Here is a 13,479-nt window from a genome sequence, read left to right as displayed (position 1 = left end):
CTTCGTTAAACAACGCCTTCAGTGACCATTTTACCGGCCCTTGCCTGGTGGGCAAAGGCCGGGATCTTGCAACTTCTGTTCAGTTGGCGCCTGCCAGCCGTTCTGCGGCAGTCTTCAACAGGTGTTCGGTGGTTTCCCAGCCAATGCAGGCATCGGTAACCGATACACCGTAGCGCAAAGCACCCGGCTTGAGCGGCTGCTTGCCTTCATGCAGATGGCTTTCCAGCATCAGCGCGACGATATCGGTGTTACCGGCGCTGCGCTGTGCCAGAGCATCGAGCATGACTTCGCTCTGGCGGCGATGATCCTTGCGGGCATTGGCGTGGCTGCAGTCAATCATCAAGCGCGGATTCTGACCCGCTTCGCGCAGCGCTTTGCAGGCGGCGTTGACGTGACGCGCCTGGTAGTTGGGTTCACCGTGACCGCCGCGCAGTACCAGTTGGGTATGCGGGTTGCCGGGGCTTTGCTGCATCACCGGCTGACCGTGGGCATCCAGCGCGAAACGCTGGTGAGGGTGAGCGGCGGCATTCATGGCGTCAATGGCGACCTGGATATCACCATTGGTGGCATTCTTGAAGCCCACAGCAGCCGCCAGGTCGCTGGCCAACTCGCGGTGCAGCTGGGATTCCGTGGTGCGGGCACCAATTGCGACCCAGCTGAGCAAGTCATCCAGGTAAGGCGCCAGCATGGGCTGCAGCAGTTCAGTGGCGACTGGCAGGCCACACTGGGCAACACGGTGCATCAGTTCACGGGATAAGCCAAGCCCTGTGGGCATATCACCACTGCCATCCAGGGCTGGGTCGTAGGCCAGGCCTTTCCAGCCGACGGTGGTGCGCGGTTTTTCCACGTAGACGCGCATCACCGGCAGAATCTGCGTGCTGACCTCCTCACTCAACCGGGCCAGGCGCTCGGCGTATTCCAGGGTCGCTTCCGGGTCATGCACTGAACAGGGGCCCATCACCACCAGCAGGCGCGAATCCTCGCCGTTGAGAATCTGGTTGATGGCCTGGCGCTGTTGGTGGACCTGCTGTTCAAGCGCTGCATCGACGGCAAGCGATTGACGCAATGCTGCAGGGGTTGGTAAAGGAAGGCAGGATTGAGCAGCGTCTGGCGGCAGGCGCGTAGCAGGAGCAGTGGAAGACAGTGAGGCGTGACGCTTCGGCAAGCTGGAAACAGGGGCATTCATGGTTAACTCTCCAAAGGTAAAGGACATCGTTGTACCGTATCGCCACCTGTTTGAACGCGACCGGAGGTGGCAGCTATGACCCGTCGCGCGACGCTAAATCGCCAGCCATATCCATAGCCGATATAGGGGTGGCGATAGCATTGAAATAGGCGCGAACGTTCATGGTGCTGCTCCTCAGAAAAATTCAGTTTTCAACATCTTGCACTAGGGCCTGTATATCTTACACATTTTTCACAACGTCAAACAAAAGCCCCGGCTGGGTTACCAGCCGGGGCTTTACTGGCAGGCAACCCGTAGGGCGTGCCTGTCGGCGCGACGTTAGCCGTCGGCCTGAGGCACCGCTTGGCTAAACCAATAATAATGATGAACACGGCTGGCTGCCGGTAACAACAGACATTCAAAAGTGACGTTTGTCATGTCCATTCTCTCATCAATGCATCAAAGGGTTAGCGACACGGATGCCCTGACAGGCAGATTAACCAGCAAACAACTGGTACCAGCCAATAGTAGCAGGCAACGCACTCATGCTAACCAGCACTACCAGGCCTGCAATAATCGCCAGCACACCGGAGTTATCTTTAAAGTTTTCGTCTTCATGATGGGCCATGAGTAAAGCTCTCTTAAACGGATGATGGATTCAGAGGAATATAATGCACCCATATTAACCGATCATTACCCCTACGACGAGGGTAATACGCGCGTACTAGACGTTTTGACGGTGCGGGCACATTGATCAACGCGGCGCATAGGCGAACACATCGGAAAACAGCCGCGACTGGTCAAGCCCCTGGGGCGCCAGCGCATCAATACTGGCATACACCATACCGGGCGAGCCGGACAGGTAAACATCGTAATTCTGAGGTGACAGATTGGCGCTGGCCAGCACCTGATCTATACGCCCCTGGTGATGATGAATACGCTCGCTGGACGTCATCTCTTCCTGCAGCGGCATCTCGGTCACCGCATGAAAGTGGATGTTTTCATGCTCCAGCGCCCACTGGCGGGCCAATGGCTCAAGATAGAGATCGCGATGTTCGCGGGCAGCCCACCACAGCGAGACTTCACGCTCTGGCTGATGTTCCAGCACCGCCTCGATAATCGCTTTCATCTGTGAAAACCCGGTGCCTGCGGCGACCAGTAAAAGCGGCCGCTGGCTATCAAGGTCAAGCACGCAATCACCGCCAGGCAGGCGGACCGTCAGCTGATTGGCGACCTGCAGCAGCTCGCGCAGGCGGGCAGAATTATCACGTTCCGGCCAGTGCTGGATATGCAGCTCAAGCCTGCCATCGCCGCGCTCTGCGCTGGCGATCGAGAACGGCACCCAGGTCTGCTCATCCAGGCCAAGCTCAAGATATTGGCCAGGGGCATGACGCATGGCTTCTGCCCGGCCTTGCAGGGTGACGCCAAACACGTCCGGGTTGAGGTCTTCTACTTCGGTGACCTGGCAGGTCAAGGTTTTTGCGCTCATCAAAGCCTCTTGTTGTTACGGTCAGGGAGTGCGGTCAATTTATTCGCTTCCTTTGCGGGCGTCAGGCAGTGGAATGCCAATCCCGAAACTTTCCCAGCGCTCATCCACCCGGGTTTTGACCTCTTCATCCATGGTGATGGGCTGGCCCCACTCACGGTCGGTTTCACCCGGCCATTTGTTGGTGGCATCCCAGCCCATCTTGGACCCCAGGCCCGCCACTGGCGAAGCAAAATCCAGATAATCGATAGGCGTATTTTCCACTGTCACCGTATCCCTTGCGGGGTCCATACGGGTGGTCATCGCCCAGATCACATCCTCCCATTTGCGAGCATCGACGTCATCATCAAGGACAATGACAAACTTGGTATACATGAACTGGCGCAGAAAGCTCCACACGCCCATCATCACCCGCTTGGCATGGCCGGGATACTGCTTCTTCATGGTCACTACTGCCATGCGGTAGGAACAGCCTTCCGGCGGCAGGTAGAAATCGACGATTTCCGGAAACTGCTTGCGCAGGATCGGCACGAAGACTTCGTTCAGGGCCACGCCGAGAATTGCCGGTTCATCCGGCGGGCGGCCAGTGTAGGTAGAATGGTAGATGGCGTCCCGGCGCATAGTCATGCGGGTGACGGTAAACACCGGGAAGTGGCTGACTTCATTGTAATAACCGGTGTGATCGCCAAAGGGCCCTTCTGGCGCCATGTCATCCGGGTAGATAAAGCCTTCCAGAATGATCTCCGCCGAGGCGGGTACTTCAAGCTCAGCGTGGCCGCACTTGACCAGCTCAGTGCGCGAACCGCGCAGCAGGCCAGCAAAGGCGTATTCAGACAGCGTATCCGGCACCGGCGTCACGGCGCCCAGTATGGTTGCCGGGTCGGCGCCCAGCGCCACCGCCACGGGGAAAGGCTCACCTGGATGGGCTTTCTGGAATTCTTGGAAATCCAGCGCGCCGCCGCGATGGGAAAGCCAGCGCATGATCAGGCGATTACGGCCAATTTTCTGCTGCCGATAGATGCCCAGGTTCTGGCGTTTCTTGTGCGGCCCCTTGGTCACCACCAGCGCCCAGGTTACCAGCGGGGCAGCATCGCCCGGCCAGCAGTGCTGGATAGGCAGCTGATCAAGGTTGACATCGTCACCTTCATAGACCACTTCCTGCACCGGGGCTCGCCTGACCAGCTTGGGCCCCATGCTCAACACCTGTTTGAAGATGGGCAGCTTTGACCAGGCATCCTTGAAGCCCTTGGGCGGGTCAGGTTCTTTCAGAAATGCCAGCAGCTTACCCACTTCCTGCAGGGCTTCCACTGAATCTTCCCCCATGCCCAATGCTACCCGTTTGGGCGTGCCAAACAGGTTGCCCAAAAGCGGCATGGCGTGGCCCTTGACGTTTTCAAACAATAGCGCCGGGCCGCCGGCACGCAGGGTCCGGTCACAGATTTCGGTCACTTCCAGATAAGGGTCAACTTCCACGCTGATACGCTTGAGTTCTCCCTTCTCTTCCAGCGCAGCGATGAATTCACGTAAATCGTGGTATTTCACAGCAGACTCCCGCAGCTAATGCCCCGCTAAAAGGGACGGCAAACAGCGCTTCTCCAGCCAGAGCGCTGGAAAAGCAGGCTAGCGACGCTTCATGGCTTCAAAGAATTCCAGGTTGGTCTTGGTATCCTTGAGGCGGTCAATCAGAAACTCGGTGGCAGCCACATCTTCCATGGGATTAAGCAACTTGCGCAGAATCCACATCCGTTGCATTTCATCTTCAGTGGCAATCAGGTCTTCACGGCGAGTACCGCTGCGGCGAATATTGATCGCTGGGAAGACGCGCTTTTCTGCCAGTTTGCGATCCAGATGGGCTTCCATGTTGCCGGTACCCTTGAACTCTTCAAAGATCACTTCGTCCATCTTGGAGCCAGTATCTACAAGGGCCGTAGCAATAATCGTCAGGCTGCCGCCCTCTTCGATATTACGGGCGGCACCGAAGAAACGTTTGGGCTTTTCCAGCGCATGAGCATCGACACCGCCGGTCAACACCTTGCCGGAGCTGGGTACGACCGTGTTGTAGGCACGCGCCAGGCGGGTGATGGAATCCAGCAGGATGACCACGTCCTTCTTGTGCTCAACCAGACGCTTGGCTTTTCGATCACCATTTCGGCGACCTGCACGTGACGTGCCGGGGTTCGTCAAAGGTAGAGGCCACAACTTCACCGCGCACGGTACGTGACATCTCGGTGACTTCCTCCGGGCGCTCGTCAATCAGCAGCACGATCAGGTGACACTCAGGGTTATTGCGCGTAATGGAGGTGGCAATATTCTGCAACATCAGCGTCTTACCCGCCTTGGGCGGCGACACCAGAAGCCCCCGCTGGCCTTTGCCAATCGGCGCGGCAAGGTCAATAATCCGGGCGGTCAGATCTTCCGTCGAGCCGTTGCCGATTTCCATGTGCATACGCTCATCGGGAAACAGCGGCGTCAGGTTCTCGAACAGGATCTTGTGCTTGGCGTTCTCAGGGCGGTCAAAGTTGATCTGACTGACCTTGAGCAAAGCAAAATAACGTTCGCCTTCCTTGGGCGGACGTATCTTGCCGGCAATGGAATCGCCCTTGCGCAGATTGAAACGGCGGATTTGTGAAGGCGAGACGTAAATGTCATCTGGCCCGGCGAGATAGGAACTGTCCGCACTACGCAGAAAGCCGAAGCCATCCTGGAGAATTTCCAGCACACCGTCGCCATAGATATCCTCGCCACTTTTAGCGTGCTTCTTGAGGATGGCGAAAATGATGTCCTGCTTGCGCGAACGAGCGAGGTTGTCGATGCCCATTTCACGGGCAAGCTCGAGTAACTCGGGGACGGATTTTTGCTTGAGTTCAGTGAGATTCATCGGTGTGTTTAAACGTTGCTCATGAAAGCTGGGCGCCAGGCGCCGGGAATAAGAAAGGAGGCATGATAACAGCGCTTACAGAAACGCTGTAAGGTGCGTTCAGACCCCGGTAGGCATACGCTCGAAGCTACTGTGCTGAACTTTGAAACCCTGTTCAGCCGGTGAGCGCTATCGCTTGTAATCTGATCTGTAAATGTTTCCAGTGCTTGTTCGGTGCCTGTCTATTTTATTGCCTGTGCGTTGATCACGATGCACAACAGGTAACGAATAGAACCGAAGTAAGAGCAAGACCAGCGGGCGATCTGACGACTTGGACATTGAGATGGCTTTATACATGAGTCGCTAAAGCCTGAGGCAGTGGATACGACAGTCGAGCAACTCGCATCACGCCAATGACCTGATGGTAGTCAAGCGCCGCCATAAACGCAAGCCCCCTCTTACCCTGTTGACATCGAGTAGACAATTGACAACTGGCAGAGAGCACCGCAACCTTGGCACAGCCAACCTTAAGGATAACACATGCCCAAGGACACACCGCTCTCCATGACTTCGCCATCGACCGTCACAGACACTGTTGCGTCAGCCGCGAATGGTAGTGACCCGCGCCGCCTTGCCGCTATCGATATGGGTTCAAACAGTTTCCACCTGCTGGTGGCCAACTACCAGAATGAGCGCCTGCAGGTAGTGGCCCGCCTGGGCGAGAAAGTTCAGCTGGCTGCCGGTCTGGATGAAGACGGCAACCTGAGCGAAGAGGCCATGCAGCGTGCCCTTGATTGCCTTGGCCGCTTTGCCCCCTTTCTGAATGACATTGAAGGGCATCATCTGCGGATTGTCGGCACCAATGCACTGCGTGATGCCTACAATAGCCAGACCTTCATCGACCGTGCCGAAGCCCAGTTGGGCCATGCCATCGAGATTATCGCCGGGCGTGAAGAAGCCCGCCTGATTTATCTGGGAGCCGCCCACGCCCTGGCTGAAAGCGGGCGTCGTCTGATTGTCGATATCGGCGGCGGCTCGACGGAATTTATCATCGGTGAAGACTTTGAACCCAAGGCGCTTGAAAGCTTGCGAATGGGGTGTGTGACCTTTTACGGCGATTTTTCTCGGATGGTGAGCTGACCGAAAAGCGCATGCGTAAAGCCGAGCTGGCGGCGCTTTCCGAACTGGCCAATATCCAGCGCCCTTACCTGAAGCTGGGCTGGGAAGACCCAGTCGGCTCCAGCGGCACCATCAAAGCCGCGGCCAGTGTGCTGCATAGCTATGGTGATACCCTTCAGGAAGGCCTGATAACCCGCGCAGGGCTCAAGAAGCTGCGCGAGCGGATCATTAAATGTAAGCACCTGGACAAGGTGGCCCTGGAAGGCCTGAAGACCGACCGCGCCAGGGTTTTCCCGGCGGGCATTGCCATCCTCAGTGCCGTTTTTGAAGCCTTTGACATTGAGCAGATGCGCTTTGCTGACGGCGCCCTGCGTGAAGGGGTGCTGTATGACATGGCCGGGCGCAACAGCGCCGAAGATTCTCGCCTAAAGACACTGGCTTTTCTCAAGCGCTGTTATGATGTTGATACCCGCCAGGCTGACAACGTAGCAGAAACCGCCGAGCGGTTGTTTTTTCAACTCAAGGAAGACTGGCAGCTTAACGACAATCATCGTCGCTACCTGTGCTGGGCCAGTGAGGTCCACGAGGTTGGCCTGGCGATTTCCCACAGCCAGTTTCACCGCCACGGGGCTTACCTGCTTGAGCATTCAGATCTTTCCGGGTTTTCGCGCCCCGAACAGCGTCTGCTGGCCTTTCTGGTACGCGCCCACCGGCGCAAGTTCCCGATCAAGGAATGGCAGGCGCTACCGGCTTCCCAGCAGGCCAACGCCGCCAAGCTGGCCCGCCTACTGCGGCTTGCGGTGCTGTTTAATCATTCCCGCCCGGAAACGCCGCCCGAGCTGCCACGGTTGGCCTGCAAGAACGATACGCTATATATCTCTCTGGATGCCAGCGATGAACCTACGCTGCTCAGTACAGACCTGGAGCAGGAACAGGCATTCATGAAGGCCGCTGGCTTCTCACTCCAGCTCAGCTGAGACGCCAGGATCGTGCCAGACAAGCTGCCACCCATTAGCCGCCCAGCTTAAGCCGCTGGGCGGATGCAGGGCGGCGATACACTGCCCGGCCTGGGTATGAACCACCACCACTCGCTCGCGCTCCCAGGGCGGCAAACGGGCTTCCTGCAGCAGGCGTTTCAGGTCACGGCGGCCGCGCCCCACCAGCGGGAGAACTTCACCGCCCTGGCGCCAGCAGGCTTTAAGCTCGCCCTCAGGCCATTGCGTCCCGGCCTCCGGCAGCACGCTGAACGCCCGCCCGCCAAGCGGGGTAACAAGCGGCGTTTTTCCGCTCCAGGCCTGCGCCCAGCTTTCAGGCTCAGAGGTAGCATCAAGCAGATACAGCTGCCCCTGCCAGACACGCCCTTCGCCGCCCGGCCAGACGACCTTGACCTGAGCATCCGGTGCGGCACCTAGTTGAGCAAGCAGGCTTTCCAGGCGCTTGGCTGGCGGTGTGGGCAGGCCAAGTCGCTGACACCGGGTGCGCACCAGCAAACGCTGGCGGGGCTGCGAGCGCGCCAGAAGAGCCGCCACCTTCAGCCCACCCGTTTCGCCGCGCAGGCTTGCCAACTCATCAAGGGCGTATTCATTCAGCAGAGTATCGGCTTCTGCAGCGTGCTGAGCCACCCTGGCCAGCCGCTGCCCTGCCCCTTTCCAGCGGGTTTCCAGCGCAGGCAGAATGCGGTGACGCAGAAAGTTGCGATCCGCTTCGCACTGATCATTGGTAGGGTCGTCCACCCAGCTAAGTGATTTCTGCTCGGCTGCCTCATTCAGCTGATCCTGGCTGATGTCCAGCCAGGGGCGTACCAGCGTTAACCCCTGCCAATGGCGAACGGCAGGCATCCCAGCAAGCCCGCGGATGCCGCTGCCGCGCAGGGCCGCCAGCAGCAGGGTTTCGGCCTGATCATCCTGATGCTGGGCCAGCCAGAGCAAGTCGCCCGTAGCAAGGTGGCTGGCAAAAGCCGCGTAACGTGCCTGGCGGGCCGCCCCTTCGAGACCCTGCCCGCTGCGAGTATCTACCGCAACATGGGCAATCGTGAGTGGCACCTGCAGGGACTGGCATAGTTGACGGCAGTGATGCTCAAAGGCGGTGGCCGCTTCCTGTAGGCGGTGGTTGACGTGGATCGCTGCCAGGCGGTGACCGCTGCGCTGGCAAGCGTCGGCTGCCAGAGTGAGCAGCAGGCTGGAATCCAGCCCGCCAGAAAGCGCTACCCAAATACAACGCCCCGGCGGGGTCTCCGCCAGGGCGTTGTCAAGCCGGGCTATCAGGGCGTCAAGCGGCGGGAGCGCCATAGCTCATCAAGCGCTCGTAGCGGCGTTCCAACAGGGCCTCGGTATCCAGTGCCTGAAGGCGTTCCAGGCTCTGAGTCAGCGCTTCCTTGATGCGTTCAGAAGTGTTGATCGGATGGCGGTGCGCACCGCCCAGCGGCTCCTTGATCAGAGCATCGACAAACCCCAGTTCCTTGAGTCGTTCAGCGGTAATGCCCATGGCCTGGGCGGCTTCGGAAGCCTTGTCAGCGCTCTTCCAAAGAATCGACGCACAGCCTTCCGGCGAGATGACCGAGTAGGTCGAATACTGCAGCATGTGCAATTCATCGCACACACCAATCGCCAAGGCGCCGCCTGAACCACCTTCACCTACCACGGTAGAGATAATCGGCGTTTTCAGCCGCGACATCACCGCCAGATTATAAGCAATCGCCTCTGACTGACCGCGTTCCTCGGCATCAATCCCCGGATAGGCACCCGGCGTATCAATAAAGGTCAGAATCGGCATATTGAAGCGCTCAGCCATTTCCATCAGGCGACAGGCCTTGCGGTAACCCTCAGGGCGCGGCATGCCGAAATTACGGCGTACCTTTTCTTTGACATCACGGCCCTTTTGATGGCCAATCACCATGACGGGCTGGTCGTTCAAGCGGGCAATACCCCCGACGATGGCCGCATCATCGGCAAAGTGGCGGTCGCCATGCAGTTCGTCAAAATCGGTGAAGATGCTTTCCAGGTAATCCAGCGTGTAGGGGCGCTGAGGATGGCGGGAAATCTGCGACACCTGCCAGGGAGTGAGATCCTTGAAGATGGACTCCGTCAGTTTGCGGCTTTTTTCTTCCAGGCGCTCAATCTCTTCACTGAGATTGACGTCGTTATCAGAGCTGACCAGCCGCAGCTCTTCAATTTTTGCCTGCAGTTCGGCAATCGGTTGTTCGAAATCAAGATAGTTCGGGTTCATGAGCTAGCCTTAAAAATGGGCCTTTCGGGTCACATGATCATCATCAATCAATTATTGGGACGCATTATCGCACCTTGATTCAGGGACGCAAACCGTTAGCGGTAGCGTAACTGAACGCCGGATTGACCTTCTACATCGCGCAGCGCCAGCAGCAGGTCATCACTGGGGGCAACGTGCCAGTTGTTATCCAGCTGCAGCCAGGCGCTGGCTTCGGGGTGGCGATAATGCAGGCGCACAGGCAGCCCAGCCGGATCGCAGTAAGGCGTCAGGCTGTTGCGCAGGCTTTCCACTAGGCGGCCGTTAATCCGCTCGGCATTAAGCGCCACATCAATCGATTCGCCGTAGCGCACCCGGGCTGTGACCATGGGCGTGACATCCTTGACGCGCAGCTTGAGACCGCCGGAAAAGTCATTGTTGGAGACATCGCCTTCCACGATCAGCACCTGATCGGACTCTATCTGACTACGCACCTGATCAAAAAGCTCCCCAAACAGGGAGGCTTCAATCCGCCCAGTACGATCATCCAGGGTCACAAACGCCATGGTATCGCCGCGCTTGGATTTCATCGTGCGCACCCCAACCACCAGGCCAGCCACTCGCTGAGGCTCGCGGGAAGCAGCAAGGTCGACAATCCGCGTCGATACAAAGCGTTTCAGCTCGCGCTCGTATTCATCAATCGGGTGGCCGGTCAGATATAGCCCCAGGGTATCTTTCTCGCCGGCCAGGCGCTCACGATCGGTCCACTCACGTACCTGACGGTACTCGGCGTAGACATCGTTATCCTCTGCCGCCTCAAAGGCATCACCAAACATATCCAGCATGCCCAGATTCTGGTTGGTGTGATTCTGGGCGGCAGCTTTCAGGGCGTCTTCCACGGCAGCCGTGAGCACGGCGCGATTGGGGCCCAGATTATCCAGGGCGCCGGAACGAATCAGCGCTTCCAGGGTACGCTTATTCATGCGCTTGGGGTCGATACGCCGACAGAAATCAAAAATATCCTTGAAAGGACCTTCGCTTTCCCGAGCGGCCACGATGGCGCCGATGGGGCCTTCGCCGACGCCGCGAATCGCCCCCAAGCCATAGACCACGCGCCCCTGCTCATCGACGGTAAATTTGTAGCCGCCAACGTTAACATCCGGGGGCGTCACGGTCAGCTTAAGGTGGCGGCACTCTTCAATCAGCGGCACCACCTTATCCAGGTTGTCCATTTCAGTGGACATTACCGCCGCCATGAAAGGCCCTGGATAGTGCGCCTTTAGCCAGGCGGTCTGATAGGACACCAGCGCATAGGCCGCCGAGTGGGATTTGTTGAAGCCGTAACCGGCAAACTTTTCCACCAGGTCGAAGATATTACCCGCCAGGTCTTTATCAATCCCGTTGGCGGCACAGCCCTCCATAAAGCCAGCGCGCTGCTTGGCCATTTCCTCCGGCTTTTCTTGCCCATGGCACGCCGCAGCATATCCGCCTGACCCAGGGAGTAGCCTGCCATGACCTGGGCAATCTGCATGACCTGTTCCTGATACAGGATAATGCCGTAGGTCGGGCTGAGCACCGGCTTGAGCAGTTCGTGCTGGTAATCCGGGTGCGGATAGGAGACTTCCGCACGGCCGTGCTTACGGTTGATAAAGTCATCCACCATGCCAGACTGCAGCGGCCCGGGGCGAAACAGCGCCACTAGGGCGATCATGTCATCCAGGGAATCTGGCAGCAGACGCTTGATCAGCTCCTTCATGCCGCGGGATTCCAGCTGGAAGACCGCTGTGGTCTCGGCGCGCTTGAGCATTTCAAAGGTCGCGCCGTCATCCAGGGGAATGGCATCAATATCCAGCGGCGCCTGATCATTCACGGCGCGCACCTTATCAACCATTTCCAGCGCCCAGTCGATAATCGTCAGGGTGCGCAGTCCGAAAAGTCAAACTTGACCAGCCCTGCTCTTCGATATCGTTCTTATCGAACTGCACCATCAGGCCGGAGCCGTCTTCATCGCACAGCAGCGGGGCAAAGTCGGTCAGCTTGGTAGGGGCAATCACCACACCCCCGGCGTGCTTGCCGGTTCCCCGGGTAGTGCCTTCAAGTTTGAGCGCCATTTCCCAGATTTCAGCCGCGTCTTCGTCGGCGTCGATGAACTCCTTCAGGGCGCTTTCCTGCTCGATGGCTTTCGAGAGCGTCATGCCCACTTCAAAGGGAATCAACTTGGAGAGCTTATCGCCCAGCGAGTAGGGCCTGCCCTGAGCGCGGGCCACATCGCGCACCACCGCCTTGGCGGCCATGGTGCCAAAGGTGACGATCTGAGAGACCGCATCGCGGCCATAGCGGTCAGCCACATAGTCGATGACCTTGTCGCGCTTTTCCATACAGAAATCGACATCGAAATCGGGCATGGAAACACGCTCGGGGTTCAGGAAGCGCTCAAACAGCAGATCGTAGCCAATCGGGTCAAGATCAGTAATCTTCTGGGCATAAGCCACCAGCGAGCCTGCACCGGACCCCCGCCCTGGCCCGACCGGCACCTTGTTATCCTTGGCCCACTGGATAAAGTCCATCACGATCAGGAAGTAGCCAGGAAAACCCATCTGGATAATGATATCCAGCTCGAAATCAAGACGTTCCCGGTAGCGCTGATCAATGGCCTGATATTCTTCGCTGTCACGTGGGTATTGCGCCTCTGGAAACAGAAAGTCCAGGCGTTCAGTCAGGCCATCGTGGGAAATCTTGCGGAAAAATTCGTCCTGGGTCATGCCGTCCGGAATTTCATATTCAGGCAGGAATATCTCACCCAGGCGCACATCGACACTGCAGCGTTTGGCGATCATGACGCTGTTTTCCAGTGCCTCGGGAATATCCGCAAACAGCGCTGCCATTTCTTCAGGGCTTTTCAGATACTGCTCTTCCGAGTAGCGGCGCTCACGGCGCGGGTCGTCCAGCGCCTTGCCTTCACCAATCGCCACCCGGGTTTCATGGGCCCAGAAATCCTCGCGCTCAAGAAAGCGCACATCATTGGTCGCCACCACTGGGGTGCCGGTATCAATGGCCAGACGCACGCTTTCATGCACACAGGTTTCTTCCAGCGCCCGGCCGGTGCGCACCAGCTCCAAGTAGAAGCGCTCGGGAAATGCGGTCTGCCACTCGCCCAGCAGCGACTTGGCATCCTCATAGTGCTCGCTCAGCAGGTGGCGGCCAACTTCACCGTCACGCCCGCCCGAAAGCGCAATCAGGCCATCGCTTTGCGCCATAACCCAGCGTTTATCAAGAATCGCTCGCCCTTGGCGCTGGCCGTGGGTCCAGCCTTTGGAAATCAGCTCGGTCAGGTTGCGGTAGCCAGTGGCGTTCATCGCCAACAGCGTCAGCCGGTAAGGATGGGCGTCATCGTGGGGGTTATGCAGCCACAGGTCACTGCCGATGATGGGTTTCAGGCCGGCGCCCTGGGCGGCGGTATAGAACTTGACCAGACCAAACAGGTTCGCCTCATCCGTCAGCGCCAAGGCAGGCATTTCCCGGGCAGCGGTGGTCGACACCAGCGATTTGAGCTTGACCAGCCCATCGACCAGGGAGTATTCGCTATGGAGTCGCAAATGAACAAAGGGAACCGTCATGACACTCTCGTATGGAAAACAATAATGACTGAAA

General features: G+C 58.1%; 6 protein-coding genes and 3 pseudogenes. 1 reads left to right on the top strand and 8 read right to left on the bottom strand.

Translation table 11 applies throughout. The annotated features are described in order from the left end of the window. Positions 1–79: 79 nt before the first annotated feature. The 5 genes and pseudogenes from HLB35_RS00715 to rho all read right to left on the bottom strand — a co-directional run bounded on the left by HLB35_RS00715 (position 80) and on the right by rho (position 5,529). Positions 80–1,186, bottom strand: a complete 1,107-nt coding sequence (locus HLB35_RS00715) for a 3-deoxy-7-phosphoheptulonate synthase (RefSeq protein ID WP_171701142.1) — start codon at positions 1,184–1,186, stop codon at positions 80–82. 475 nt (positions 1,187–1,661) lie between these two features. Further along, the gene (locus tag HLB35_RS17775; protein ID WP_268895872.1) at positions 1,662–1,793 is read right to left on the bottom strand and encodes a hypothetical protein; all 132 of its coding nucleotides are present in this window, start codon (positions 1,791–1,793) and stop codon (positions 1,662–1,664) included. A gap of 126 nt (positions 1,794–1,919) precedes the next feature. Beyond that, the gene (locus HLB35_RS00710) at positions 1,920–2,654 is read right to left on the bottom strand and encodes an NAD(P)H-flavin reductase (RefSeq protein ID WP_171701141.1); all 735 of its coding nucleotides are present in this window, start codon (positions 2,652–2,654) and stop codon (positions 1,920–1,922) included. A 39-nt stretch (positions 2,655–2,693) separates the two neighbouring features. Continuing rightward, positions 2,694–4,193: a 4-hydroxy-3-polyprenylbenzoate decarboxylase gene (gene ubiD, locus HLB35_RS00705; RefSeq protein WP_171701140.1), complete on the bottom strand. Its 1,500-nt coding sequence runs from the start codon at positions 4,191–4,193 to the stop codon at positions 2,694–2,696. A gap of 78 nt (positions 4,194–4,271) precedes the next feature. After that, positions 4,272–5,529 (bottom strand): annotated as a pseudogene (gene rho, locus HLB35_RS00700) (transcription termination factor Rho). Positions 5,530–6,048: 519 nt separating this feature from the next. Between rho and ppx the strand changes: the two are divergent. Beyond that, positions 6,049–7,604: pseudogene (ppx, locus tag HLB35_RS00695) on the top strand (exopolyphosphatase). On the opposite strand, the gene tilS reads toward ppx, so the two are convergent. The 3 genes and pseudogenes from tilS to dnaE form a co-directional block, all read right to left on the bottom strand. Then, a complete protein-coding gene (gene tilS, locus HLB35_RS00690; protein ID WP_171701139.1) occupies positions 7,587–8,915 on the bottom strand; it encodes a tRNA lysidine(34) synthetase TilS in 1,329 nt (442 codons plus the stop codon). The pseudogene ppx and the gene tilS sit on opposite strands and share 18 nt — an antisense overlap. Further along, positions 8,896–9,852, bottom strand: a complete 957-nt coding sequence (gene accA / locus HLB35_RS00685) for an acetyl-CoA carboxylase carboxyl transferase subunit alpha (protein ID WP_171701138.1) — start codon at positions 9,850–9,852, stop codon at positions 8,896–8,898. Before accA ends, tilS begins: the two co-directional genes overlap by 20 nt. A gap of 95 nt (positions 9,853–9,947) precedes the next feature. Further along, a pseudogene (gene dnaE / locus HLB35_RS00680) lies at positions 9,948–13,445 on the bottom strand (DNA polymerase III subunit alpha). Positions 13,446–13,479: the final 34 nt, after the last annotated feature.

The organism is Vreelandella azerica, from assembly GCF_013112225.1.
GTDB lineage: Bacteria > Pseudomonadota > Gammaproteobacteria > Pseudomonadales > Halomonadaceae > Vreelandella > Vreelandella azerica.
The sequence above is the reverse complement of the archived record's forward strand: the minus strand, read 5'-3'. Positions and strand labels throughout refer to the sequence as shown.

Bases quoted from the DNA above. Each gene is read 5' to 3' on its own strand.
- HLB35_RS00715 (WP_171701142.1), bottom strand. From the start codon at position 1,186: ATGAATGCCCCTGTTTCCAGCTTGCCGAAGCGTCACGCCTCACTGTCT.
- HLB35_RS17775 (WP_268895872.1), bottom strand. From the start codon at position 1,793: ATGGCCCATCATGAAGACGAAAACTTTAAAGATAACTCCGGTGTGCTG.
- HLB35_RS00710 (WP_171701141.1), bottom strand. From the start codon at position 2,654: ATGAGCGCAAAAACCTTGACCTGCCAGGTCACCGAAGTAGAAGACCTC.
- tilS (WP_171701139.1), bottom strand. From the start codon at position 8,915: ATGGCGCTCCCGCCGCTTGACGCCCTGATAGCCCGGCTTGACAACGCC.
- accA (WP_171701138.1), bottom strand. From the start codon at position 9,852: ATGAACCCGAACTATCTTGATTTCGAACAACCGATTGCCGAACTGCAG.